Source organism: Moritella viscosa (assembly GCF_900120065.1).
GTDB lineage: Bacteria > Pseudomonadota > Gammaproteobacteria > Enterobacterales > Moritellaceae > Moritella > Moritella viscosa.
In genome coordinates this window covers 13,025-38,030 of sequence record NZ_FPLG01000101.1, presented here as the reverse complement: position 1 = coordinate 38,030, position 25,006 = coordinate 13,025, and the positions used below count along the sequence as shown (strand labels likewise).

At 38.6% G+C, this 25,006-nt stretch carries 25 protein-coding genes; 10 read left to right on the top strand and 15 right to left on the bottom strand.

Annotation, left to right across the window (positions count from 1 at the left end; translation table 11 throughout):
* The first annotated feature begins 1 nt into the window (after position 1).
* Entirely contained in the window at positions 2 to 1,924 is a 1,923-nt protein-coding gene (locus BT797_RS15475) for a monovalent cation:proton antiporter-2 (CPA2) family protein (protein WP_045111183.1), read from the top strand.
* A 250-nt stretch (positions 1,925 to 2,174) separates the two neighbouring features.
* Here the strand turns inward: BT797_RS15475 and BT797_RS15470 are convergent, their stop codons facing one another.
* Positions 2,175 to 2,753 carry an Lcl C-terminal domain-containing protein gene (locus tag BT797_RS15470; protein ID WP_052678363.1) on the bottom strand — a complete coding sequence of 193 codons (579 nt, stop codon included), beginning with the start codon at positions 2,751 to 2,753 and terminating at the stop codon, positions 2,175 to 2,177.
* A 56-nt stretch (positions 2,754 to 2,809) separates the two neighbouring features.
* Complete coding sequence (locus BT797_RS15465; protein WP_075477749.1) at positions 2,810 to 3,529, bottom strand: Lcl C-terminal domain-containing protein; 720 nt, start codon at positions 3,527 to 3,529, stop codon at positions 2,810 to 2,812.
* 199 nt (positions 3,530 to 3,728) lie between these two features.
* On the opposite strand from BT797_RS15465, the gene BT797_RS15460 reads away from it, so the two are divergent.
* Complete coding sequence (locus BT797_RS15460) at positions 3,729 to 4,760, top strand: NADP-dependent oxidoreductase (protein WP_075472697.1); 1,032 nt, start codon at positions 3,729 to 3,731, stop codon at positions 4,758 to 4,760.
* Between the two features lie 9 nt (positions 4,761 to 4,769).
* Complete coding sequence (locus BT797_RS15455; RefSeq protein ID WP_045111186.1) at positions 4,770 to 5,393, top strand: glutathione S-transferase family protein; 624 nt, start codon at positions 4,770 to 4,772, stop codon at positions 5,391 to 5,393.
* Positions 5,394 to 5,481: 88 nt separating this feature from the next.
* Here BT797_RS15455 and BT797_RS15450 read toward each other — a convergent pair whose 3' ends face one another.
* The gene (locus BT797_RS15450) at positions 5,482 to 7,095 is read right to left on the bottom strand and encodes a right-handed parallel beta-helix repeat-containing protein (protein WP_045111187.1); all 1,614 of its coding nucleotides are present in this window, start codon (positions 7,093 to 7,095) and stop codon (positions 5,482 to 5,484) included.
* Between the two features lie 166 nt (positions 7,096 to 7,261).
* Positions 7,262 to 7,633 (bottom strand): MmcQ/YjbR family DNA-binding protein, encoded by a 372-nt coding sequence (locus tag BT797_RS15445; protein WP_045111188.1) that lies wholly within the window; start codon positions 7,631 to 7,633, stop codon positions 7,262 to 7,264.
* A gap of 366 nt (positions 7,634 to 7,999) precedes the next feature.
* Between BT797_RS15445 and BT797_RS15440 the strand changes: the two genes are divergently transcribed.
* The 3 genes from BT797_RS15440 to BT797_RS15430 are packed head-to-tail and all read left to right on the top strand — an operon-like array spanning position 8,000 to position 10,736.
* On the top strand, positions 8,000 to 8,806 hold the full coding sequence (locus tag BT797_RS15440; RefSeq protein ID WP_045111189.1) for a metal ABC transporter ATP-binding protein: 807 nt from the start codon (positions 8,000 to 8,002) through the stop codon (positions 8,804 to 8,806).
* The gene (locus BT797_RS15435; protein ID WP_045111190.1) at positions 8,803 to 9,663 is read left to right on the top strand and encodes a metal ABC transporter permease; all 861 of its coding nucleotides are present in this window, start codon (positions 8,803 to 8,805) and stop codon (positions 9,661 to 9,663) included. Before BT797_RS15440 ends, BT797_RS15435 begins: the two co-directional genes overlap by 4 nt.
* Positions 9,664 to 9,707: 44 nt before the next feature.
* Entirely contained in the window at positions 9,708 to 10,736 is a 1,029-nt protein-coding gene (locus BT797_RS15430) for a metal ABC transporter solute-binding protein, Zn/Mn family (protein ID WP_075472695.1), read from the top strand.
* A 129-nt stretch (positions 10,737 to 10,865) separates the two neighbouring features.
* On the opposite strand, the gene BT797_RS15425 is transcribed toward BT797_RS15430, so the two are convergent.
* From BT797_RS15425 to BT797_RS15415, 3 genes are all read right to left on the bottom strand, one after another.
* A complete protein-coding gene (locus BT797_RS15425) occupies positions 10,866 to 11,969 on the bottom strand; it encodes a nickel/cobalt transporter (RefSeq protein WP_045111192.1) in 1,104 nt (367 codons plus the stop codon).
* Between the two features lie 25 nt (positions 11,970 to 11,994).
* The gene (locus BT797_RS15420; RefSeq protein ID WP_045111193.1) at positions 11,995 to 12,663 is read right to left on the bottom strand and encodes a DUF1007 family protein; all 669 of its coding nucleotides are present in this window, start codon (positions 12,661 to 12,663) and stop codon (positions 11,995 to 11,997) included.
* Positions 12,664 to 12,850: 187 nt separating this feature from the next.
* A complete protein-coding gene (locus tag BT797_RS15415; RefSeq protein WP_045111194.1) occupies positions 12,851 to 13,267 on the bottom strand; it encodes an Lrp/AsnC family transcriptional regulator in 417 nt (138 codons plus the stop codon).
* Positions 13,268 to 13,454: 187 nt separating this feature from the next.
* Here BT797_RS15415 and lysA point away from each other — a divergent pair, with 187 nt between their 5' ends.
* Positions 13,455 to 14,780, top strand: a complete 1,326-nt coding sequence (lysA, locus tag BT797_RS15410) for a diaminopimelate decarboxylase (RefSeq protein WP_045111195.1) — start codon at positions 13,455 to 13,457, stop codon at positions 14,778 to 14,780.
* Here the strand turns inward: lysA and BT797_RS15405 are convergent.
* The gene (locus BT797_RS15405) at positions 14,777 to 15,133 is read right to left on the bottom strand and encodes a winged helix-turn-helix transcriptional regulator (protein ID WP_075472693.1); all 357 of its coding nucleotides are present in this window, start codon (positions 15,131 to 15,133) and stop codon (positions 14,777 to 14,779) included. The genes lysA and BT797_RS15405 overlap by 4 nt on opposite strands.
* Before the next feature lie 108 nt (positions 15,134 to 15,241).
* Here BT797_RS15405 and BT797_RS15400 point away from each other — a divergent pair, with 108 nt between their 5' ends.
* The 3 genes from BT797_RS15400 to BT797_RS15390 all read left to right on the top strand — a co-directional run bounded on the left by BT797_RS15400 (position 15,242) and on the right by BT797_RS15390 (position 18,187).
* On the top strand, positions 15,242 to 16,576 hold the full coding sequence (locus tag BT797_RS15400; RefSeq protein WP_075472691.1) for an aldehyde dehydrogenase family protein: 1,335 nt from the start codon (positions 15,242 to 15,244) through the stop codon (positions 16,574 to 16,576).
* Positions 16,577 to 16,609: 33 nt separating this feature from the next.
* Positions 16,610 to 17,419 (top strand): 2OG-Fe(II) oxygenase, encoded by an 810-nt coding sequence (locus BT797_RS15395; protein ID WP_244534202.1) that lies wholly within the window; start codon positions 16,610 to 16,612, stop codon positions 17,417 to 17,419.
* A 138-nt stretch (positions 17,420 to 17,557) separates the two neighbouring features.
* Entirely contained in the window at positions 17,558 to 18,187 is a 630-nt protein-coding gene (locus BT797_RS15390) for an SHOCT domain-containing protein (RefSeq protein WP_045111198.1), read from the top strand.
* A gap of 262 nt (positions 18,188 to 18,449) precedes the next feature.
* Here the strand turns inward: BT797_RS15390 and BT797_RS15385 are convergent, their stop codons facing one another.
* The 7 genes from BT797_RS15385 to BT797_RS15350 form a co-directional block, all read right to left on the bottom strand.
* Complete coding sequence (locus BT797_RS15385; protein ID WP_075472689.1) at positions 18,450 to 20,237, bottom strand: hypothetical protein; 1,788 nt, start codon at positions 20,235 to 20,237, stop codon at positions 18,450 to 18,452.
* 407 nt (positions 20,238 to 20,644) lie between these two features.
* Positions 20,645 to 21,175: a hypothetical protein gene (locus BT797_RS15380; RefSeq protein ID WP_139291684.1), complete on the bottom strand. Its 531-nt coding sequence runs from the start codon at positions 21,173 to 21,175 to the stop codon at positions 20,645 to 20,647.
* Between the two features lie 351 nt (positions 21,176 to 21,526).
* Complete coding sequence (locus BT797_RS15370; RefSeq protein ID WP_170860774.1) at positions 21,527 to 21,796, bottom strand: DUF2913 family protein; 270 nt, start codon at positions 21,794 to 21,796, stop codon at positions 21,527 to 21,529.
* Positions 21,796 to 21,993, bottom strand: a complete 198-nt coding sequence (locus BT797_RS15365; RefSeq protein ID WP_045111200.1) for a hypothetical protein — start codon at positions 21,991 to 21,993, stop codon at positions 21,796 to 21,798. The genes BT797_RS15370 and BT797_RS15365 overlap by 1 nt, the downstream gene beginning before the upstream one ends.
* 120 nt (positions 21,994 to 22,113) lie before the next feature.
* Positions 22,114 to 22,653, bottom strand: coding sequence for a porin family protein (locus BT797_RS15360; RefSeq protein ID WP_075472685.1), 540 nt, complete (start codon positions 22,651 to 22,653; stop codon positions 22,114 to 22,116).
* Between the two features lie 707 nt (positions 22,654 to 23,360).
* The gene (locus tag BT797_RS15355) at positions 23,361 to 23,645 is read right to left on the bottom strand and encodes a hypothetical protein (protein WP_075472683.1); all 285 of its coding nucleotides are present in this window, start codon (positions 23,643 to 23,645) and stop codon (positions 23,361 to 23,363) included.
* 341 nt (positions 23,646 to 23,986) lie between these two features.
* Entirely contained in the window at positions 23,987 to 24,748 is a 762-nt protein-coding gene (locus BT797_RS15350) for an N-acetylmuramoyl-L-alanine amidase (protein ID WP_045111204.1), read from the bottom strand.
* Between the last annotated feature and the right edge of the window lie 258 nt (positions 24,749 to 25,006).

Sequence of the window (25,006 nt, the reverse complement as noted above, 5' to 3'; positions counted from 1 at the left end):
CATGGAACATGGCGTATTATTTAATACTTTCATCTATCTTGCCGCAGGTGTCGTGGCAGTACCAATAGCAAAACGTTTAGGGCTGGGTTCGGTACTGGGATATTTGATTGCAGGCGTAATTGTTGGGCCTTATGCATTAAGTTTAATTTCCAATCAAGAAGATGTCATGCATGTTGCCGAATTCGGTGTGGTTTTAATGCTGTTTTTGGTTGGCCTAGAATTAAGACCGGCTTTATTATGGCAACTAAAAATGCCAATTTTGGGGACAGGTGGCTTACAACTTAGCGCCACGACCTTGTGCATTTTCTTGTTATTACTTGCTTGTGGACTTGCGTGGCAAACAGCACTCGCTATCGGTTTAATTGTTGCCTTGTCATCCACTGCGATTGTGCTGCAAAACTTACAAGAACGGGAGTTGATGAAAACCGAAGCCGGTAAAAACGCCTTTGCGGTCTTATTATTTCAAGATATTGCCGTTATCCCTATTTTATCTATATTACCGCTGCTCGTCATACAAGATACTGCCATTGTTGAATCTACAATACCTAGTTGGCAAAGCGCATTAATGATTGCAGGCGTTATTGCTGGCATTATTATTGGCGGCCACTTCCTCGTTGTACCGCTACTGCGTATTATTGCAGGTTCTCGCTCTCGAGAGATTTTTATTGCAACCGCATTGGCACTGGTTGTCGGTATTGCCTTGGCGATGGAAGCGGTTGGTTTATCTGCCGCGCTCGGTACTTTTTTAGCTGGTGTGGTATTAGCGGACAGTGAATACCGCCACGAACTTGAAAGTGATATTGAACCTTTCAAAAGTTTATTATTAGGTATCTTCTTTATCTCTGTTGGCGCCAGTATCGATTTTACCCTCTTACTTAATCAGCCGATGTTAATCGCCTTACTAGTGGCAACATTAATTGCGGTTAAATTTATCGTACTATTCATCACCGGGATCGTATTTAAGATCCAACACAGTCAAAATTGGTTATTTTCCTGTGCCCTTGCACAAGGTGGTGAGTTTGCTTTTGTATTAACATCATTCTCTCTGCAGCGCCAAGTACTGGATAATGAAACAGCTAGCTTGCTGGTATTAGTAGTTACTTTATCAATGGTATTTACCCCACTGCTGTTGATTATTTACGATAAAATAATCGCGCCAACATTCAAACGCAAAATACCGCAATCCGAAAATACAACCACTCCTGATCATCAGATTCCAGATGATGCGCATAGCTCTGTGATCATCGCTGGCTTTGGTGGTTTCGGGCAAGTTGTGGGTCGATTACTGCATGGCTACCATATCAATACCACCATTTTAGAAAACGATGTAGGCCAGATAGAATTATTGCAGCAATTCAAATACAAAGTGTTTTATGGCGATGCTGAGCAGCTTAATTTATTACATTCAGCAGGTGCCGATAATGCCAAACTATTTATTATTGCCGTCGAAAGCGCAAGCCGTACCAAGCGTATTTTAATTCAAGTAAAAAAACACTTCCCGCACTTAACTGTATTAGTCCGGGCAACAGATCGTAACCATGCCCAGCAATTAATCCGTCTTGGCGCTGATCATGTGTTTAGAGAATCGCTCGATTCAGGTATCAGCTTAGGTGTTGAAACACTAAAAGCATTAGGGATGCGTGCCAATCAAGCGCATCGTGCAGGCCAAGTATTCCGCCGTCATGATGAAGCAGTATTACATGAAGAAGCAAAACGCATGCACGAAGAAGAGCCTGAATTTGTGAACCGTAGCCTAACAGAGCGGCGTATACTGAAAAAATTATTAGGATTAGATGCGTTAACCTACTACGACAACCTCAATGATGCTTGGTCAACAGAAGCGCACAGTAATGAAGATAAAAATACGGTTGGTAACTTAGCGGCCGCGCATAAACACAACAAGTCGACAAGCGAGCAGACTTAGTCATATAAATAAAACGGTGCAGTTGATAACGATAGCTATTTGGCTACTGCAACCAACTGTGCCTTTTCGTTTATTATCGAAATAGCTCATTATTGTTTAAAATCAGCTAACTCAAGCGACGGAAGCTAAAAGTGCCACTGTAAATAAACTGTTTGATAGTTACTGCCACCTTTAATACGCCCAAACACCGAGCTACTTTCAAAAATACCTAAACGCCAGCGTGATCCCAATTCTTTTCGACGCTATCTAACTAATCATATTCTTGCTGACAAGCTTCATCACAAGTTCGAACTAAACGTACTGTTAAACGCTCGCCATTCGAAATGTCATATAGTAATCCATTTTGAAATTCGACTTGCCAAGCTTTACTTGGGTTGCCATTACTTGGTGTACTCGACCAAGATTTAGATACCGCTGGAGATAAAGGGTGATTGGGAAAGATGGATTTATTTAAGCTTGGCTCTTCGCATGCTGTTTCTATAATACTGTAAAGCTCTTTAATATTAGGTAATCGCCAATCAGTATGGCCATCATTTGTAGCATTAAATGCAGCAGGTTCCATCATTGCTTCCCACGATGTAAAATAACGAACCGTACCGTTCTGACATCGATTACCCGTTAGACCGAGAACACAAGTTTGCCATTCTAAGCGGGTTGCTTTATCAAACAAAAACCCTTCCCTAGTATTAACAAAACGTTGATTTGGTGTTGATATCTCAGCATTCTCATTACAGCGTTGATCGAGTCCTTTGGCAGCCATCGACATCACTAATAATAAAATAGTGCTAGTAATAAGTAATATACGCCGGGTTATATTAAAGATCATCATTAACATCCTTTTATGACAACTAAATAGCTTATATCAAAGTATTTAATTACTGATTTTTATTGCAAACTTTGACTACGAACTAAACGTACAGCCCTTGGGATATTGGTTAAATTCCCCTGGATATTACCGTATAAAAAATTAACCATCCAAGCTGATTCTAAATCGTCAATATCAATATCAGCAGTCCAATAATAATGATTTTGAGTATGAGGAAAAAACACAGTCTCAACGGCAGGTATTATTTGCGAATAATTGATAATACTTTGTAGTTCTAAACGAGTGGGTAAACGCCAATCATTGTAACCACACCAATCGAGATCGTTCATAGCGATTTTGAATTTTTCAGTGTCACAGCTACTACTATCGACACAAATACCACCATTTTCGGTAACACCATGACCATTAAAGTCAGCATCACTCGATTTAAACCACGAATAAATATAGTCAGCATCATTAACATGGCCACTACCAATCACCGATTTAACTTCCCACATCAATTGTGTTTTATTATCTAAAACACAAAACCATTCAGGTGAATCCTCAGCCATGCTCACGCCCCCAGATCCTATTTTGGTAAAATCTAGAAAGTCTTCTAACCGATTCTGCTTATCATCAAGACGGAGTCCAGCGGGGTTTAAATTAAGTCGTATGACATAATCAGGCAGCAAAACAGCGCCCCCCTCACCGGGGTAACTATTCCGCTCAACGTTACCATCACTGCCAGTGGGGCAACCCGTCAATAACAAACAGCTTAAAAACATAGCTATATATTTCATATAAAGAATCAAAAATGTGACATGTATCGAAGTTTAGATTACAAATATTAATTAATCCGCAAAAAAACCACCAATTAATAGACGACCGGTCTACTAGAGCGTATTGTTAACGCATTAGAAATACATCACGCTTTTTACATCTAATTAAAAGACGATCGGTCATACAGTATCGTAAACGACTTAAAAATAAGGATCTTCTATGCCTCAATCGCATTCAATTAATCGCCGTATTACACTTGCTTCACGTCCTGTTGGCGCACCGACATCAACCAACTTTAGTCTTCAAGAAACTGTCATACCTTCTCCTGAAACAGGTGAAATATTATTACGAACAAACTATTTATCACTTGATCCTTACATGCGCGGCCGTATGAATGCTGGTGCATCTTACGCCGAGCCTGTCGATATTGACGGTACTATGGTTGGTGCTACAGTGTGCCAAATTGTGAGCTCTTTACACCCCGATTATCAAGTCGGAGAGTGGGTTCTTGCTTATACAGGCTGGCAAGATTATGGCATTTCAGACGGTGAAGGTCTTATAAAGCTAGGCGTAGAGCCAACTAATCCCTCTTATGCGCTTGGGATCTTAGGTATGCCTGGATTTACTGCTTATATGGGACTATTAGATATTGGTCAGCCTAAATCAGGTGATACGCTTGTTGTTGCTGCAGCAACCGGCCCTGTAGGAGCAACAGTCGGCCAGATTGGTAAATTAAAAGGCTGCTACGTGGTCGGTATCGCAGGCGGAGCAGAGAAGTGTAAATATGCTGAAGACGTATTAGGTTTTGATAAGTGTGTTGACCATAAAGCTGACGACTTTGATGCACAATTACAAGCTGCTTGCCCTAACGGCATTGATGTTTACTTTGAAAATGTTGGCGGTAAAGTATTTGATAGTGTCCTCCCCCAACTAAATACTGGCGCACGTGTTCCCGTTTGTGGTTTAGTATCGCAGTACAATGCAACAGAATTACCATCAGGACCTGATCGTTTATCACTATTAATGGGCACCTTGTTGGTCAAACGTATCAAGATGCAAGGTTTCATTATTTTTGATGATTACGCACATCGCTATAACGAATTTTTTGAACAGATGATGATGTGGTTACAATCGGGTGAAATTAAATACCGAGAGCATATGATTGACGGTTTAGAAAACGCACCATCAGCATTCACCGGTATGCTACAAGGTGAAAACTTCGGTAAACTTGTAGTAAATGTGGCTAAATAAGAGGTTAAAATGATTAAATTACACCATTTAAATAAATCACGTTCTAAACGTATCATTTGGCTATTAGAAGAATTAGGTGCTGATTATGAAATCATCGCTTACCAGCGTGATAGCCAAACTTTCTTAGCGCCACCAGAGCTAAAAGCAATTCATCCACTAGGTAAATCGCCAGTGATCGAAGATGATGGGGTCGTAATTGCTGAGTCAGGCGCAATCACAGAATACCTTATTAATAAGTATGCAGCTGACAAACTCGCACCAAAGCAGTTATCACAAGAGTATGTCGATTATTCGCAATGGATCCATTTTGCTGAGAGTTCTGCTATTTTACCGCTTTTGCTGAAAATGTTTGTTGAAAAGGATGGCTGTCAAACAAACTTTATGGCGGCTTACGCTGATATCGAAATAGCAAAAGTAATTAGTTATTTCGATGAGTCCTTAGCAAATAAAACTTACCTTGTTGGAGAGCAATTAACTGGGGCTGATATCATGATGTCATTTATTGTTGAAATCTTAGCAAATAATAATGTACTTGATAATTTTGTTCATCTTTCCCGCTACAACAAACAACTTCACTCTCACGCGAGTTTATTAAAAGCGATAGAGATTGAAGCTAAGTACGAAACTAGCTGATTTAGTTCTGATAATAGTCAATAGATAAAATACCGAAAAACCCTAATAACTTGTTATCAGGGTTTTTTATCTTATGGCAATCAACTAATTAATCATATTGACGAGAAAACTCCCCGCTACAGTCATCGCCAATCAGATAGTTACCAGACGATTTTAATATCACCTGATAATTACCATCGGATAAATTTTTAGCCCCAATATCAAATGTCCAGCCATTACCACCTAGCATTAATTTATTACCATAACTACTCGTACAGATCTCCATTAATTGGGAATGTGAAGCAGAAGCACTTGAATCTAAATATTGATCATTATAAGTAACTTCGAGTACAGGAGGCTTAACATCTGTTCTTTCATTACCGAAATCATCAACAAGCGCAATGTCAAGATTCAGAGCCATATCATCGCCCAATAAAGGCTTACCGGTAATTAACGCGGGTTGACAGGATAAAGTATCTATCACACTCGAATCGACCCCTTGTGAACCTAATGGTTGACCCAATGTACTTGCCGTTAATGCCCAACTTGCGGGGCTGAACAAATACACATTACTTAGCTCAGGATCATCTTCAAACAACTGCGTAAAAGTTAAATTTTCATTTACTAGTACCTTAAAATTATTGACTGCAACGTGTGTTAACTGATTTTGTGTGTAAGATTGGTTTTTCGCGTCAATACCGACAGAGTTCAACTTATAGTTACCATAAAATAATGAGTTAATAACACTATTATTGGTACTTGGACCACCCATTTCAGAAAACCAAACACCACGCGAGGCGTTGACTGATGTATGCTGTGAAATAATATTATCCGATGATCGATAAAGTAAAATAGAAATACCATAACCTTCAAAATCATCAGTAAAGTAATCTAGATTATTTTCCACGGTGTTGTTATTTGAATTAGTACTAAAATATAAATTTTCATGGGTATTATCCCAGAAGGTATTATGTTCAATCAGGTTATTCAAACCTTGTGATAAACTGATACCCCATGTATTTTGGTAAGATGTATTGTAAGCAACATAGTTATCATTACCTTGAATATTTATACCGCCACGGTTTCGCATCAAATCCTCATGACCATTACTATAAATAGTATTGTTCAACACATGCATATCTGAGCTCCAATATCCAACCGTGATACCATTACCGTTATCTGAGTTTGCAATGTTGTTACGAGCAATACCGCCACTTACATTATGCAGCCATAAGTCGTTACCATTATTATTAAATACATTATCTTCAATAATAAAATCTTCACGTTGATCCGCTTTTGTATGTAGCACAAATAAGCCATAAATCGCATTTTTAAATTCAGAATTCCGAACAATTACAGATTTTCGAGCACCAGTAGAAACAAGCTTATTCGACACGCCTTCACCATCAAATGTTATCCCGTCGATCACAATACCATCGCGGCCTATATGTAATATGCCTTGATATGCGGATCCAGAACCTGTTAACGTCGGTGATTGACCGGGTTCAGCTCTAATCGTTAAATTATTTTTATAAACATTTAACCCTTCGACATAGGTTCGACTATCTGTAAATACAAGTTCATCACCCGATGTGGCCGCTTGGTATGCACTGCCTAAACTATCAAACTCAGAAAATTCACCAATTTCTAATATTTCAGCATGTATATTTCCAATCGAAAATATCCACATGATCATTACAAACATGTACTTACATAAATCCATGGTAATTTCCCTACATACAAGGCGATGAATCATCAAATGAAGTGAAACATGCTATTTGAAGTTATACGTAAGTTTAGACTAGAATTATAAACGTGCTCCAGATCACATTTACTAATCGACTAACAACAGAATAAGTTATTTATAATCATCTATAAATGAACAATTATTATTTTTCAATATAGGCGGGTTCATCCAATTCCAATTGTAATTTTTTGGTCAATTTACTCACAACTAAAGCATAAGATTGACCCGCTAAGTTTTCAATCATCCCTGCTGGCACATCTCCTTTAAGCTTTACCGTTATCCAATGTCTTTTGTTCATATGATAACCGAGACTAATCGCCATAAATTCATCTACCAACACCTCAACATCACTCGGGTGAGCCTTAAAATTTACACTGCATCCAGCTTCATTTTTTGTCAAAAGAGCAAACATCTTACCCATCACTTTATAAACCAATACATCAGGTCCAAAGGGATAGTCTTGCTGGGCAGCTTTTAAATTATGAAGGTAATGCTCTAAGTGCACTTGTTCCATCTCACTATCATCCTTAGTATATTATTTACTAACTTTATGCCAGGTGATTGGCATAAGCTCAGTATCACAGCCAGCTTGTGTAAACTCAAGTGAGGCTAAACATGAATAATTGCTTTGTTATAACATAACATTATTCTTGCACACTTATATTGTTATGTTATAACATTGCCACACATTCAATTGAAGTATTACAAATCGATATAAAATGCCAGCATTATCATCTTATACACCAGAAAATAGTCATGCAGTAAATCAAAGACAGCGATTATCTTTACTGCTATGTAGTCTATTCTCACGTCTTGCTATCTCCATCATCATCACTGTTTCTCTGTGGTTTACTCTGTTTAAATTCATAGGGTAATAACCATGATCAAAATAAATAATTTAAGCGTTTCTTATCAGCAAAACCTCGCACTTAGCCATATAACAACCACCATTGACAGTGGGGACTTAGTCGCGATTGTAGGTCCTAACGGTGCCGGAAAATCAACCTTATTAAAAAGTATAATGCAACAAATCACCGTTGAATCAGGCTCTATTGAACTTGGTCGGTTGAGTTTGAAAAACATTGCTTACTTGCCACAAAGTAATCAAATAGACCGAAAATTTCCAATAACAGTGACTGAATTTGTTTCTGCTGGTGCTTGGCAACGCTGTAATTTCTGGCGAGTATTTAGTCGTAACGAACAGCATTTATTACAACAAGCATTAGCCAAAGTAGATTTAGAAAATATGGCTGGACGTCAAATTAGTCAGCTATCTGGAGGTCAATTCCAGCGCATGTTATTTGCACGTATGTTATTACAAGACGCCGATATTCTGTTACTTGACGAACCATTCGGTGGCATTGATGCACAAACGACTGAATTATTAATAAGCGTGATTCAGGAGTGTCAGCAACAAGGTAAAACAGTTATCGCCGTGATCCACGATCTAGCCTTAGTACAGCGATACTTTCCAACCACATTACTTGTTGCAACCAATTTAATTGCCTCAGGTAAAACAGCTAATGTATTAACTCAAAAGTATTTATTACAAGCGGGTTATCAGCATTTTGCTCACTGTGCTGTGCATAATACGCTTAATAATCCTTTTCATAACATCCCAGACAACAGCACTAACGAAAATGCAGTGACTTCTTTGTCAGCGAATATCGAGAGTCAAGCATCATGAGTGCACAGTTACACGAATTATTTATCGCCCCTTTTTCTGAGTTTGTATTTATGCAACGGGCATTATGGGGGATTATCGTACTCAGTATTAGCGCGACACCGGTTGGCGTATTCTTAACTCTTAGACGTATGAGCCTAACCGGCGATGCAATGGCACATGCCATCTTACCAGGTGCTGCGATTGGTTTTCTTATTTCAGGTTTATCTGTCACGGCCATGACGATTGGCGGTATTGTTGCCGGTTGCATTGTCGCTGTATTAGCTGGCATGGTGGCCCGACATTCAAATGCTGAAGAAGATTCAAGCTTAGCCGCCTTCTATCTACTTTCGCTCGCGATCGGGGTATTAATCATTTCGTCCAATGGCAGCAATGTGGATTTATTGCATGTACTATTCGGCTCAACACTCGCGCTCAATGATGATGCCTTAATACTACTCACCGTTATCGCCACAATCTCTATTTTAACACTCGCGATACTGTATCGTCCTCTAGTCATGGAGTGTGTTGACCCTCACTTTTTTAAAACTATCAGCAAATTGAGTGCCGTTGCTCACTATGGATTTTTGCTACTGGTCGTACTTAATTTGGTCGCTGGTTTTCATGCATTAGGTACATTAATGGCGGTTGGTTTAATGATCCTACCCGCAGCGATTGCTCGCTTTTGGTCTAACCGCTTAGGTGGCATGTTGTTAATAGCTTTCATCACAGCAGTAATCAGTGGCTATTTCGGTCTATTTCTTTCTTACCACGCAAGTTTAGCAACCAGTCCCGCAATTGTACTGGTACTCGGCATACTTTATATAATTTCATTAATATTTGGCCGTCAAGGCGGATTACTCTTTAAAAATAACAGCTAATAATAACTCTACGCGTTAATATCTAGCTATATAAGGACAATAATATGTTTAAATCAACCCTAACATCCTCCATGATACTTCTTGGTTTAAGTACCAGTACTACTGTAATGGCTGAGCAAAAAATTGCTGTTATCAGTAGTTTTTCGATTCTCGGTGATCTCGTCTCAGAGGTAGGTCAAGAGCATGTAACCGTTGCAAATTTAGTTAAAATTGACGGTGATGCGCACGTATTTAATCCGACACCTCAAGATGCTAAAGCAATATCAAAAGCACAACTAGTTGTCACTAATGGATTACAGTTTGAAGGTTGGATGCCGCGTTTAATTGAAGCAGCTAACTACCAAGGCGTGCAAGTTGTTGCAGCTAACGGTATCGATGAACTAAGTACAAAAGAAGAACATGATCATCATGACGACGAACATGAACATCATGACGACGAACATGAACATCATGACGACGAACATGAACATCATGACGACGAGCATGAACATCATGACGACGAACATGAACATCATGACGACGAACATGCGCATCATGACCATGGGGATATTGACCCTCATGCGTGGCACAGCATAAAAAATGTGAAAGTTTATGTTCACAATATCGCAAAAGGCTTGATTCAAGTAGACCCTAAAAATACAGATGACTATCAACAAAATGCGAAAGATTACATTCAAAAGTTAGATAAGTTAGAGTTAAAACTAAACGCCCAGCTTGCGCAGATACCAGCATCACAACGTAAAGTTATCACTCCACACGATGCGTTTGGTTATTTCGCTCGTGATTTCAATGTCACCTTCTTGGCACCACAAGGTACCAGCACAGGTTCAGAAGCGAGCGCTGCAGATGTAGCCACGCTAATTAAACAAATTCGTCACGACAACGTAAATGCTGTATTTATGGAAAACATCGCCGATAATCGTCTAATTGAACAGATAAGTCGTGAAACAGGAGTGAAAGTTGGCGGTAAATTGTATTCAGATGCATTATCTAGCGCGGATGATCCCGCAGCAACATACTTACAAATGATGCAATATAATGTTGATACGATCGTGAATGCGTTACACAAGTAAAATATATATCTATACCCACACTCTATTTCAAGATGCTAGCTAAAGACTAGCGTGGATATAAAAAGCCCCCCAATAATTGGTTATCCAACTATTGGGGTCAATTAGGGATTTTATCATCAGGTTAAACAATTAAAACATCGGAGACATACCTACAGGTCTCGATTCAAGTAATAACATTCCCAATAATATTAATAACAAACCTCCAATAATCGGCACGATAAACTGAGTTATATTGAGTCCATTTTTTGGCCCATCATTACGCTTTCCAGTCGCTAAATAACGTCTTACAGCTTGCTTACCGGTAATGGTCATAATCGCAATCGTCGATGTGGTAAGCGCAGTACCTAACGCCATTACCACAGCACTGACAATACCAAGCCAATAAATATCAAGCATATTAGCAAATAACAGTACCATAACAGCACCCGTACAAGGACGAATACCAATGCTCAAAATAATAGCCAAATACTCTTTGAATGAAGAGGCATCGTTAATTAGCTCAGGCGCCACAACATGTTGATGCCCACAGCCACAATTATCATGATGTTCGTGATCAACAAGCAATGAACTTGCTGGTGCAGCATACTTAGTAGCTAATACCGACGGTGCAACTGGTGTTAATCGTTTAATCACCCTATCAGAGCCATTCGATATGCCTTGATTTTCTGAATTCTTGTGCTTTTTAATTACACGATACATCAAGACTAAATTACGAAAAATAATAACAATACCTAATAAAACAACAGTACAAAAACTTAATGGTATGAGTAGGTCTGCTTTCTGATTAACTTCACGCATCGATGCATCAAATAGCATTAATAATACAGATACTAGCCCCACAGCAACGAAGGCCTGCACAAGCGAAGACAGAAGCGTGATAATAAGGCTTAACTTCACTTTAGCTTCTTGTGTCGCAATATAAGTTGTCACGATCAATTTGCCATGACCAGGACCAACTGAGTGCAAAACACCATACATAAAACTAAGTCCGATCAGTGATAACCCAGCCATTAAACTTTCATTTTTAGCAGCGTGTAATAATTCACTCAACTCATTATTTATCTGTTTTTGCCACTGCATACCAGCGGTAATAAGTGTTGGCCAAACCTGCCAAAGCACATAACCTAAAGCAAAAAATAAAGAGATCATGCTAACGAAACGAAGCATCTGTAACAAAGGCGACTTATGTATATTTTCTTTAGCCATACGGCGATTCGAAACTAACGGTATCATTATTTATCCTTGTATAAAAGTAACGTTAAGGTTGGCAGTTGATAATGGCAGATTGAGTAAATAACTCGCCAATCGCATTATCTCTCTCAGCATCAACAGGTAATGACATAACATACGCAAGTTGTTCAGACGTAGGTGTCGCTTCAATAAGAGATAATTTGCAATATTGATTCAGTTCCGGTGAGAGCTGAACTGAATTTTTTGCAGGCCAACTCATATCAACATAATAACTTGGATCATAAATAAGTAACTTGAGTGATTTATCAGATAACACAAGGGGCTCTGCTAACGGTAGGTAAAACTGTAACGTCGCCTTTATTTTGTCTTGCACTAAAGTACCCTGTTTTGCTAGTGCATACTTAACTGGCTTCCCCCCTTCATAAAAATAAGTAAGGTAATGATTAGTTGTCATATTTGTCATAATCGAATCAGCGAGGTCCTGTAACGTCTGCGCTTTATTTTTAGCGGAGAGGTCCTCGCCATCTAACATGTAAGCAGAAGTCATTGCATCAAACTCCCATGTCATTAAAAATCCAGTGATCTGCTTTCCATCTCCTTGGATCTCTGTTTTCATATCAATCCACGAGTGTGGATGAGCAGTACTATTCATACTCATTAATGCACCAATGAGCATAGCTGTCACTTGCAATAAGCGCCCTATGTACTTTGGTTTTAATACATATAAAAACATCATTTCAACTCTCAAACAGTAAACGCCAAATAGTCGAAAACCATATTTCCATGCAAAAATAATGATTTTCAACATCCTGTCGTATGTTATAACATAACAATGTTGTTATAAAGAATGATTAGGCTTGATATCGTAAATTAGGGTAAAGAAAGAGACGTACTGTTATTCCAGCTAGCTTCTGTAGGGGAAACTAAATTAACGTATCTAACACGCTAAATGTTTGGAGCTTATCCAGATCAGGTAATGCGGCAAATAACTCTCTAATCTGCGAAACGCGTGTCATTGATTCAGCTTCTACATATACAATTAAATCGGTATCACCACACAAAGTATGCGCGCGAGTTATTTCACTAATCCCCTGTAAATACGGCGCAATTGACTTGGCATCGAAAGGTCTAAATGTCAGTTGAAAATAGACAACAACTTTTGTCCTATCATCACTGCTCACATCGATGGTATAACGTAGGATAACGCCCGAGTCTTTCAAGCGCTGGATCCGATCATTCACAGCTGTACGCGATAATCCTATATCCTCACCAATGCTGGCAATTGAACGTCGTGAATTAGCAACGAGTGCATCGATAATAGCTTGATCAAACTTATCCATAAGTAGCTCGTTTATATTTATAAAACAGCTACTTTACACTGCTTAATCGCTTTAACCAAGTTAAACCCGCGGCAGACAAAATCACCGTAATAGCGATATTTTGTCATATAAAAACGTTATTTTTCACATTGTGCATAAATACCTCTCTTAATTATCCTATTGGTTCATCAGCAAAAGGATTTAAGCCATGACACAATTAACCCCTCAACTGCGTTATTTACCGAATGCACAGCAACAAGCATTATGGCTAGAAAATGTATCCATTCAGCAGTTAGCGTCTCAAGTCACCACACCTTTCTACTGCTATTCGAAAGCTGCTCTACTTAATAATATCCATGCTTGTAAAGCCGCATTTGAACCAGAAAAAATCCATATTCACTACGCCATGAAAGCGAATAGCAATCTGTCATTATTACGCATTGTCGCAGAGCAGGGATTAGGTGTTGATATTGTCTCCATCGGCGAAATGCGACGGGCACTCAGTGCCGGATTCAAAGCTCAAGATATTGTCTTTTCAGGCGTAGGTAAAACAACCGCAGAGCTCACCGAAGCCGTTCTTGCAGGTGTCGGACAATTTAACCTTGAATCTAAAGAGGAGTTAGCGGTTTTAATCACAATTGCAGATAAATACCAACAGCAGGTTTCTACACTCATTCGCGTCAACCCTGAAGTCACTGTTGATACGCATAGGAACATCACCACCGGTGCTAAAGGCAATAAATTTGGTGTTAATTTTAGCGATGTATTACCTATGTTAGCAATAGCTGAACATTCGCCTTTCTTAAAAATAAATGGGCTGGCAATGCATATAGGTTCACAAATACACACCACACAGCCCTACTTAGACGCGATAGCCAAAATACAGATATTGATAAACGAGCTTAAAAGACAAGGTTATCGCCTAACCCAACTCGACCTCGGTGGTGGCTTTGGTATTCAATATAAAGACTACCAACGACTTACTCGCAATACAGAACAACAAGGACAAGATTATTTAGCATTTAGTGATTTTGCTAACGCGATAAAATCCGCCCTCGCTCGTTGGCAAGGAAGTATTAGCATTGAACCCGGGCGCTCATTAATGGCCGATATCGGTATTATGGTATGCGAAATAACGTATGTAAAAGAAAGCCGACCAACATCATTTGTCGTATTAGATGCGGCAATGAATGATTTAATGCGTCCAGCACTGTATCAAGTAACCCATGCATTAATACCCGTACAGTCACCTTATAGCTCATTGCTAACCAAATACGACGTAGTCGGCCCAATTTGTGAAAGTACAGATACATTTTCCAAATCGGCGTCGCTACCAACTGACTTAGCTGCTGGCGACTTAATGTGTTTCTTATACACAGGTGCATATTGCGCGGTAATGAGTAACAGTTATAACAGCCGCCCTATCGCCGCCGAAGTTTTAGTCGATGATGCTCAAGCGCATGTGATCAGACAAGCAATAACCCAAGATGACTTAATAGCATTTGAACAACCTTCAGCATTAAAACTGTTTTAAATCCCATGCTCTTCCGACCAATCTTTTAAGCGTTTTAAAATATCCAAGGCGGTACGACCGAATTCGGTGATCTCATAAGTTACCGCAATCGGTCTGTCACTAATCACTTTACGTATAACCAAACCTTGGCTCTCTAATTCCTTTAGACGTTGATCGACCATCTTCTTGCTCGCACCTCCTAACATACGAGATAAATCATTAAAACGTACAGGCTCATCTTGTAGATGCCAAAGTATCGACGCTTTCCATTTTCCACCTAGCATGCGCATACCACGTTCAACAGAACAAGGTTCCTCACAAGAGTTTATAACTTTTTTTTGGCCATTAGCCATTGTTTCTATTGTTGTTTTCATCACCAACCACAAGGTTACTAAAAGTATACTAGTTGCTTTTGTATCCCAGAGTATCAAAATATAGACTAAACGTACCAATTAAATTTTACTTATTCAGGAAATCCCCCTATGCCGACATTAATTTCTTACGATGCCCACACCCGTAATGCCTTAGGGTCAGTAGAGATAACCACTGCAGAACAAATTCCCGCATTAATTAGTGAATCGCAAAAAACTCAAAAAAAATGGGCAACGTTATCATTATCAGAACGACAAAAACTTGTGGTAAAAGCCTACCAGCGACTGGAACCTATGCAAAATAAACTGGCTACGCTTATCAGTAAAGAGATGGGAAAAGACTACCGTCGTGCCAGCTATGAAGCAGGTGGTATAATCCAAAGTGCCGCTTATTTTGCCAATGAAATTGCACAAGCGCTCACATCAGAGCGACTTGACCGTGGTACCGAGCTACAATATCGACCACTGGGTATTGTTGCGCTGATCTCTCCTTGGAACTATCCACTGGCGATGGCAAATAATTTGTTAATGCCAGCCTTAATTGCGGGCAACACTGTTATTTTGAAACCATCAGAAGAAACGCCATTAGTCGCAGAATTATTCGTTAATACACTCAATCAAGTATTACCAAAGGGCGTATTACAACTGGCTCACGGTGATAAAAAAACTGGCCAAGCACTTGTCGCCAGTAATATCAATATGGTTGCGTTTACTGGTTCAATGTCTGCGGGTAAACATATCATGGCTAATGCTGCTCCAGGGCTAAAACGCCTTGTGATGGAGCTCGGCGGTAATGATCCAATGATCGTTATGGCCAACACTAACATTGATGCAGCAGTGCAGTTTGCGGTTGCCAGTTCATTCGAGAACGCAGGACAAATGTGTACATCTACCGAACGCGTTTATGTTGATGCCCGTATTGCAGATGAATTTGAACATAAAGTAGTAGCGCTTGCTCGCCAATATCAGGTCGGCGCTTGGGATAACCCCCGCGTAAACATCGGTCCTCTCGTTAATCCAAAACAACATGAAAATGTCTTAGTTCAATTACAGGATGCAACAGCAAAGGGGGCTAAAATATTATTAGGTAGTGATGATCAACCACTGCCCTTCATCCAACCAACCGTCGTCACAGGCATTACGCCTGATATGCATTTAGAACAAGATGAAACATTTGGCCCTGTGGTCGCTATTAGCCACTTTGAACATATTGATGAAGCCATTATCCGTGCAAATGACAGCCGTTATGGCCTTGGTGCGGTTGTTTTTGGAGGCCAAGGGGCGAGTGCAGTAGCAGAACAACTTGAAGCAGGCATGATTGGTGTTAACCAAGGAGTCGGCGGTGGTAATGCGCCTTGGGTTGGTGCAAAACAAAGCGGTTTTGGCTTCCACGGTTCAGCCGCTGGTCATCGTCAATTTTCACAAGTACGAGTTATCAGCAAATAACACGCCCCCTATTTTTAAGAAAGGACTGATTTAATGATGACTGAATTTCCGAATACTGAAACCAAGCGCGCTAAAACCAAAAGCACTGACTTTTTTGTTACAGCCTACGAACCAGGGGCTGAACATCCCGCGCTAGCAACATGGGCGAGCAACAAAACAAATTTAGCGAGCCTATCGTCTGTTGAAGATAATAAAATCACACGACAAGAAGTGTCACAAGTACCTGGTGCTTTTCAGCTTCTTAACGTATTTTCGAAGGAAGAATGCCAACGCTTTATTCAAGTCAGTGAGTCCATGGGCTACTTACCCGATGCAGCTGTTTCATTACCACGTGATGTTCGCCATAACGACAGCCTAACCTGGGTAGTTGATGAACAAACTGACCGTATTATTTGGGAGAGAATTAAACACTTAATGTCTGATGAACAAGGTATATTCGGTAACAAATCGGCCGTTGGCATTAACGCTCGTTTTCGATTTTACCGTTATAGTAAAGGCGATTACTTTAAACCCCATTCGGATGGTTCTTGGCCAGGTAGCCGAGTTATTAATAATAAATTAATTGCTGATGCCTATGGTGACCGTTTTAGCCAGATGACATTTTTAATCTTGCTCACTGAGGATTTTGACGGCGGTGCAACACGATTTTTAGTCAATGCGAATAATTCAAGTCAACCAGCACGCCGTGGAGATCAGGTAACAGAAGTCGATATTCGCACACCCGCTGGCAGTGTCCTTTGTTTCCCTCATGGTATGCATCCTTTGCACTGTATTCACAGTTCAGAACCTATTTATAAAGGGGTCAAATACATAATCCGCACGGATGTATTATTTGAATTGTAATTGTATGTAATCAAGCTACAGATTTAAATTTGAAAACTAATCTCATTCCTGTATGGTGAAACACAATAAACTACCTGTTTACATTACGTTAAACAAACAATGTAAACAACACAATTTGTACTACATCAGGGAATAGTTATGAAAATGGTCAGCCAAAAAATGCGTAAATTATTATTAGTTATCGCGTTACCAGTATTAGCCTCGGGCTGTGCAGGTAATATCGAAAAACTTAATCCTGATACTGAGTTTGGCCCTGCGCCACAAGCGTATCAACAAACTATTAAAGATTACTTTGCACAAGAGTTGAATAATCCTGAAGTTGCTGAGTACGTGATTAGCGAACCGATGAAATTTTATCGTTCAAAACCATCACTTGCTGGTCTTGGTGGTGGTATCAAGTGGCATGCTTGGGTAGCTGAAGTTGGTATTCCAGGCAAAGCAATATACAAATTCCTATCGGGAAGCGATAACGATCTTATCCATTATTATGTTCGTTTTGACGGTAACGATATTGAAACTGTATATGAAGGCAATGGTTATGCATCATTGAAAAATGAAACAGGCTTTACTGTTGGTGAATACGCTACAATTGACAACATTACAATTACGGCAGAAACAGCGCAAGTAATTGCCGAAGACAAAGCAGCAGAAGATGCAGAACTGATCCACAGCTTTGAATCAATCCGTGAATTAAATAAATTATATAAAGAAGGTATTATTACCGAAGAAGAATATAGCCTAAAGAAGAAAGCTATATTAAAAATCTAATCTATTCTTTAGCTGATTAATGGTAAAGCATTGAAGAACAATTAAACTATTGTTTTTCAATGTTTAATAATATCCTCTCGATATTAACCCTAGCTGACATGGCGACAGCTGAATAACTGACAGTTGTATTTAGATAGAATAGAAAAGCCATGAGATAAGAAATTTGAACATCAATAAATTTATGGTCTGAGTTCACTTAACCTTATGAACTCAGACCATTAGCCTAAAGCCAATTGTCATTATTTTAAATAGTATAAAAAAATCAAGCCGCTAGCGGAGGTTGTACGGCCAATAATCCTTTTATTTTGCGTATTACTTTTCGGCCTCGAGATTGCTTCTTCAAATGTGATTTGTTATCGGCAACCGATTTACTTAAAACATCAGAGCTACGCATAATCCCCTCCTCCGCTTTCTCCATTCCTTCTTCAGTATTCATCTCGACCGAACGCATATAAGCATCATCAAGTTTGGCTCCTCGAGATAGCTCATCATGATAAATGCCGTTAGTAAAATTAGCATCTACCGGAAGTCGCCACAGCTCTTCAGCCATTTTTATATAGTCACTTTCTAAAGAATTTAATGACTGGATCGCATGCTCATTACAGCGTGTAATCGCCACAGTATTTAAATTTCTATCTAATTTTTCATTCTTACGTCTCTGGTATTTTTGGGTTGTCAGGTGATGAGCAAAACCGTCCCACAGGATCACCTTAAGGGCTACAGGATTGACTGTTGCACCTAACGAAGTTGAAGCCCCAATCCCAGCGGTCGCACCTGATGAAACTTTGAACTTAACATCACCAGAGGTTCGAATTGATGCTTGAATTTCAGCGGTTATACCAATACCAGCCGATACAGAAGCAGAAGCACTCACTGATGCGGCATTGATACCTCGAGCTTTAAACGTAATACTACTAGATCCCGTTGCTTTCAATCCCGCAAATGCACTTGCTCCTAGCTTGCCAACAATGATTTCTTTTTTACCATAAATATTATTTGAATTCACACGTAGGGAAGCAGAAGCCTTAACCTCCGCTCCAACAAACAGCTCAGCTTCATTGGTCATTGCCATGATTTGGCCTACGGTAAGCACATGTGTAACAGTAACTTTTGCCCCCATCATAGCAGCGAGTTCTGCATTCACCCCTAAATCAATACCAGGTATCAATTGCATAGGATCAGAAAGACCACTCTTGATAGTAGTCTTTTTTTCTTCATCTATTTTGGCATTCGCACTTGCGTAACTCACGTTATTTATCTTAGCGTTGTAATTTATTTTTGCCTTAAAGTTACTACCAACTAATGCATTGGCTGTTACTTTATTTTGCATTATATTTGCAAAATCCCACTCTTTAGTTACTTCAACTTTTAAACCAGCAAAAAGCTCAGCACTTGCATCGGCGGAGGCTGATAAACTACGACTATTTGCCTCTGCACTAATTTTAGAGGTCGCAGTTGCCTTAAATACACTCTCGCGACATTTATAGTCATTCAGTATTTTCCATACCTGTTCATTGAACTGACTTCGCTGATTATAAGCTTTTTCCAAAGATGATATTTGCGCTTCAAGGATCTTAACCTGTAAACGACCTAATTCGCCTTGGGTAATAATATTAGATTTCATCATTTCAGCTAGACGTTGCTTCTGAAAAATAAAATTAAAAAAGGTTCGATTAATACATTTATCCCGAATAGCCTCATGCGGTGTTCTACTCGGTCGAACAACTTTAACTTGTTCTGGAAAATGACGAACAACAGAAGAAACAAGACATTGCCAAGTAGGATCTTCAGTAATAGCTGCTACACCATATTCATATGCAGTACTATTATTTTTGTGGTGTCGGTACTTCATATCTTCAAGTAACGAATAAACACCATCAATCCCTCTTTGTAGAGCAGGACGAGCCCTAACTGCATTTTTTTTTCCACACGATTTTTGCAATCGGTCTAACCATTTATCAAATGCCCCCGAACATACACCGACCTTACCTAAGTTTTGTTTAATAAAACCCAGATCTAATTCTAAGTGGAGTTGACTTTGGAGTGACATACTAGCGATTCCTATTATAATAAATTCGTAAAGGCATCCACTCTAAGATCATAATTATAATCTTTAAAGTTAACCAAGAAGTAAACATAGCACATTGAACATAACCTTACAATTCAATTGATTTAAGCATTATTTACAATAACTTGCGATATTACCCATATAAAAATAAAGTAGATAATTCATTACAAGTTAAATCAGTATTCTTCCCCACCTTGTAATAAATCACTCTTTATTAACCAAGAACAATTAGGTCCAAAATTGTAGATATCGCATGGGAAAACAACACAACCGTTATGCTGTCGATACTAAGCCGTGTTACGTCGCGACTATCGAGAGTGCCAGCATAATAAAATACGTCTAAATTGAGATTAACACCCCTAGTTTAGAAACCTACCGCTTGTTATACCTTATGTACATACGCCTTCATACACTAAAAAGTGTACTTTATTATTAGATAAGTCAGTATGTTCTGAACAGCGGATATAATCGGACTCACCATAAATTGATTTAATTTTATTTGGACAGCTAGCCTCTTTAGCTTTGATGTACTGCTGTTCACTTATTTGTAGCTGACCAGAAGTAGAAATTTGTAACGCAGTCTTCCCCCACCTTACATATATGTTTAAGCCTGATATAGCATAGACATATGAATCTACAGGCATAGACCATAGGTTTAAAATGTTACCTTCTTGGTCTATTTCGTAGACCTTCTCTGACCCTTGAATATAGTTCTTCGAACTTGCCGGAGGTAAATGGTCAACATTTTGTGTTTGAACCCAACCGCATGGTCCGTCGTGGTAGCCGGCTTTATGCCAAGACTCTATTGGCATATCAGTAGTTATATTAGGAGCATCTTTCTCGCTAACCCACAGTATAACTTCAATAGCACTTGCATTGATTGACAGCAAAACGAGTAAGATACTAGACAGTTTCTTCATATTTCCTTCTTGCGTAAAATTCCTCATCAGCTGTGCTCTTGCCATTCTGAACGCAACACACCATATTTGACTGAATCATAATATTTTCTTTAGCAATAGCGAACTTTACGTAACCTAGCTTCTTGATGAAAGCCTAATTTTAGTGCTAACGATATCATGTGGGGTTACTCGACCAAGTTGTCATACCAATACGCTCAATCTCTTTGGCCTGGAACAAATGAGAAACCCAGATAGTAATAGCCAATGCTGCAATGCCCTCCCCCAAGAACTAGGGATCATAAATTACGATACCGATTTCAAACCAGCGAGTATCTTCACATTCCCAGTAGTGATAAAACTTTAATCCCACTATCACCAATTAATTGATATATGATTAATATCACTTAATATTGCGAGTAAATCCCCTCCTTCCCGAGCAAAAAACAACATGGTTTTAATCTCTTTTTTACAGGATTTAAACTTTGATAAGTGCTGTTTCTCTTTCAGATATTTGATCAAAATATCATTGCGCTCATGATAAGGTGTAAATCCATCCTTATATTGAATTTTCATAAAGGTATGTAACATTGCGTGACAAGTTATTTCCTTTAACGCTTCATCATACAGCTTGTCTTGATTCATTATATATTTTTCCATTTCCCACTTTCTTTGGTGGCTAATGGTTCACCAGCAACATCTGAAATAACGATAGTGTAAGTCATATTTGGAGCAGCACTAGTTGCACTTGATTTAGCAGCAATAAGATTACGCATAAATACGGTTTCAGTAATCAGTAGTTCATTACCTTCATTAAGGTAAGTAATTAGATAAGCAGCCATAAATTATTAGAACTCTCTTTAAGTTATTTTACACATTAAAATATAACGTTTCTCGCGGTGTCAAGAATCGTCATCATTCTCGAATATTGTTACAACAGAAGAAACGTTATCAACCTAATTCTAAAAATGATAACTAGTGCCTATATAAAAATTATTCATCTTCACGGTGGAGCTTTTACCGTACTGGTAACCTAAATTAACACCTATCCCAGAATTTAATAGCATTTCCCAGCCTAGCTGTAGATCCGCTCCGATCTCATGATCGGATTGGTCTACTTTATTTAGGGTATAGTCGACTTGATAAAAACTAGCTCCCAATTTAGTATAAATAACATTAGAACTATTTAAAGGGTATTGACCATATAGTGATAATCGAGGGCCAGAAAAAGACGCATCCTTGATTTCAGACAACTCTCCGACAAAAGCACTAACTATCCCTCCTGTACTACCAATATAACCAGCATCAACACCTATATTTTTAGTAGCCATTCGTCGATAATATAAATCAAAGGTAAAGCTATCACCGTCATTAGCTGTATTCTTTTTAAAATTAAATTCCTGCGTACCATAACCGAGCGTCCCACCAATAATATTTTCATCTGCATTAGCCATAGAAGCAATCGTAATCAGGGAAACCAAACCGTAAATAAGTTTTTTCATAACGCCTTACCCTTTAAGAATAATAAATATGTATGAATAGAAATTCATGTAAAAAAAGCTATGAGAGCACTATTCAATCTAAATATTAAACATGGCTCAGTAATAGCGTAGGTACCAGAATTTTTGATAAAGTAGGTAGTTATAATCAAATAAAAAACCAACAGTTAAAATACCCAATAATTTAGAGCAGCCAATCCAACAAAAATTAATCTGCTTTCTAGCTAATGACATTTAGATGATAATAAATCTCATTTAGATTTACAGTACTAAAAAGTAAAAAAATACAAGAAAGCAGCCGTTTGAATAGGACAACAACCATCTCGAATTGTCTGTTAACAAAGGCTAAAACTTAGTTTCTATAAATACCTAAGTTAATGACAAGGCTTAATTTAGTGAGTAATTGCGAAGAGTCATAGTTATAAAAAAACAACGAATAAACAATTATAAGTCGACGTCAAGTTGTAGATGCAATCCAATATAGAGTGATTACTAGAAGTTTAAGACAGAGTGATACCGAGAGTTGGATTAAATAGATTTCATGGATGAAGTATAGCCAGTAATACTGATTTATATCTACCAACATAACAGGCTATACACTCACTTAATCAGATCATTAAATTGTTCGATAAAATAGTGGTATAAACCCAATAAAAATAGGGTTAACCCAAAAATTAAATTTCACGTCAAAACCTCATTAAAATCAGTAATTACCAAATCTGCTCTTCATAAGAATCAGTAATTACCAAATCTGGTTCTTCATAAGAATCAGTGATTACCAAGTCTGGGTCTTCATAAGAATCAGTAACTACCGAGTCTGGGTCTTCATAAGAATCAGTAATTACCAAGTCTGGGTCTTCATAAGAATCAGTAATTACCAAATCTGGTTCTTCATAAGAATCAATAATTATCAGGTCTGGTTCTCCAGAATCATAACTAACTACAGAACAACCTGATAATGATAACAACAATAATGGAACTAAAATATTACGCATACCAACAAACCCCTTAAGAAAACAACAATATTTTATAGTAATAAATTCGAATAAAAATAACAACCTACTACTACCTAGCCTCCCTATAGCACAGTAAAGTAATTATAATTACATTGATACTATATTTATCTTTTTCGACAATTACAAAAATTGTATAGTACAAGATTCAGAGGGAAAAGACTTACCATTTGAGGGGATAGTAAATTAAAAATAAAGTGAAAAAAGACGTTCACAAAAAAAGAATAGAATTTCGAAGTTTCCGTAAGGGGACACAAGTAATTAGACTTTAAATTCATAAGAATAACAACGTCTGGAACGTCAAGACCAGAGTTTGACGTTCACTACATTCTATACTTTTCTACCAGTGCAGAAAGTATAGAGGCCGTCTCAGTATCTATGTTCCCGCGACAATCCTCAGGTCTGAAATGAAGCTGGAATGCCCGCACTATATTTCTAAACTCTTTCTCACTAGATATGACGGAAGTATCATACCCATAGACCTTCAGCATACTAATTATCTTATCCTGATTAGGGAGCTTATAAGTATACTCACCTAAGTAACGATCTACGGTTTCCTTGTCATACCAAGCCCCGATACCTTCTTCGTATAAATCCTTCCAAGGAAAAGAGGAACCTGGGTCACTTTTTCTTCCAGGGGCAATATCACTATGCCCCACAATATGAGTCGGGTCTATATCAGGGTATCTTTGAAGTATATTCTTGAGTAGAGACTTAACAGCTTCTATCTGATCTGTGGAATATTGTGGAAAAATGAACTTCCCATTACTATAAGATGCTTGATTAACAATCTCAATACCGATAGAAGTATCATTAAGATTACTTCTCCCCATCCAAGAGCTTTTCCCCGCATGCCATGCTCTTTCAGCTTCATCAACTAGGTTAAATACCCTCATATCACTAAAGCCAGCATTACAGTAGGTTTTGTCAGTCTTATCAGGTATAAGATAATGGGAGCTAACACTATCTCCAGTCAGACTTTTTACCGAAGCTGAGAAATTTGCAGCTGTGTAGTGAAGAACAACAAACCGAACACGACGATTGAAGGATTTTGTTGCTCGGTACGAATTATAGTCGATCAGCATAAATATCTTCCTTATCCATAGAACTCTGGTGCAAGCTGCACGGCAAACACTTTAGAAGCGGTGAACTTAAATGTAACTCAATTATCAAAATATAAGCTCACCGTTACCAATACGAAAGGCAAACGTAACAGAATGGTACCCATCTCAAAAAGCTATACGACGAAATACACACTGATGCTACTGGTCCATAATTCTCCTGCACTTATAATGACATTAGAGATAGGATAAATGAATTGCTAAGGGAACAAGAAACCCACA

Bases quoted from the DNA above. Each gene is read 5' to 3' on its own strand.
- BT797_RS15475 (WP_045111183.1), top strand. From the start codon at position 2: ATGGAACATGGCGTATTATTTAATACTTTCATCTATCTTGCCGCAGGT.
- BT797_RS15470 (WP_052678363.1), bottom strand. From the start codon at position 2,753: ATGATGATCTTTAATATAACCCGGCGTATATTACTTATTACTAGCACT.
- BT797_RS15465 (WP_075477749.1), bottom strand. From the start codon at position 3,529: ATGAAATATATAGCTATGTTTTTAAGCTGTTTGTTATTGACGGGTTGC.
- BT797_RS15460 (WP_075472697.1), top strand. From the start codon at position 3,729: ATGCCTCAATCGCATTCAATTAATCGCCGTATTACACTTGCTTCACGT.
- BT797_RS15455 (WP_045111186.1), top strand. From the start codon at position 4,770: ATGATTAAATTACACCATTTAAATAAATCACGTTCTAAACGTATCATT.
- BT797_RS15450 (WP_045111187.1), bottom strand. From the start codon at position 7,095: ATGGATTTATGTAAGTACATGTTTGTAATGATCATGTGGATATTTTCG.
- BT797_RS15445 (WP_045111188.1), bottom strand. From the start codon at position 7,633: ATGGAACAAGTGCACTTAGAGCATTACCTTCATAATTTAAAAGCTGCC.
- BT797_RS15440 (WP_045111189.1), top strand. From the start codon at position 8,000: ATGATCAAAATAAATAATTTAAGCGTTTCTTATCAGCAAAACCTCGCA.
- BT797_RS15435 (WP_045111190.1), top strand. From the start codon at position 8,803: ATGAGTGCACAGTTACACGAATTATTTATCGCCCCTTTTTCTGAGTTT.
- BT797_RS15430 (WP_075472695.1), top strand. From the start codon at position 9,708: ATGTTTAAATCAACCCTAACATCCTCCATGATACTTCTTGGTTTAAGT.
- BT797_RS15425 (WP_045111192.1), bottom strand. From the start codon at position 11,969: ATGATACCGTTAGTTTCGAATCGCCGTATGGCTAAAGAAAATATACAT.
- BT797_RS15420 (WP_045111193.1), bottom strand. From the start codon at position 12,663: ATGATGTTTTTATATGTATTAAAACCAAAGTACATAGGGCGCTTATTG.
- BT797_RS15415 (WP_045111194.1), bottom strand. From the start codon at position 13,267: ATGGATAAGTTTGATCAAGCTATTATCGATGCACTCGTTGCTAATTCA.
- lysA (WP_045111195.1), top strand. From the start codon at position 13,455: ATGACACAATTAACCCCTCAACTGCGTTATTTACCGAATGCACAGCAA.
- BT797_RS15405 (WP_075472693.1), bottom strand. From the start codon at position 15,133: ATGAAAACAACAATAGAAACAATGGCTAATGGCCAAAAAAAAGTTATA.
- BT797_RS15400 (WP_075472691.1), top strand. From the start codon at position 15,242: ATGCCGACATTAATTTCTTACGATGCCCACACCCGTAATGCCTTAGGG.
- BT797_RS15395 (WP_244534202.1), top strand. From the start codon at position 16,610: ATGATGACTGAATTTCCGAATACTGAAACCAAGCGCGCTAAAACCAAA.
- BT797_RS15390 (WP_045111198.1), top strand. From the start codon at position 17,558: ATGAAAATGGTCAGCCAAAAAATGCGTAAATTATTATTAGTTATCGCG.
- BT797_RS15385 (WP_075472689.1), bottom strand. From the start codon at position 20,237: ATGTCACTCCAAAGTCAACTCCACTTAGAATTAGATCTGGGTTTTATT.
- BT797_RS15380 (WP_139291684.1), bottom strand. From the start codon at position 21,175: ATGAAGAAACTGTCTAGTATCTTACTCGTTTTGCTGTCAATCAATGCA.
- BT797_RS15370 (WP_170860774.1), bottom strand. From the start codon at position 21,796: ATGAATCAAGACAAGCTGTATGATGAAGCGTTAAAGGAAATAACTTGT.
- BT797_RS15365 (WP_045111200.1), bottom strand. From the start codon at position 21,993: ATGGCTGCTTATCTAATTACTTACCTTAATGAAGGTAATGAACTACTG.
- BT797_RS15360 (WP_075472685.1), bottom strand. From the start codon at position 22,653: ATGAAAAAACTTATTTACGGTTTGGTTTCCCTGATTACGATTGCTTCT.
- BT797_RS15355 (WP_075472683.1), bottom strand. From the start codon at position 23,645: ATGCGTAATATTTTAGTTCCATTATTGTTGTTATCATTATCAGGTTGT.
- BT797_RS15350 (WP_045111204.1), bottom strand. From the start codon at position 24,748: ATGCTGATCGACTATAATTCGTACCGAGCAACAAAATCCTTCAATCGT.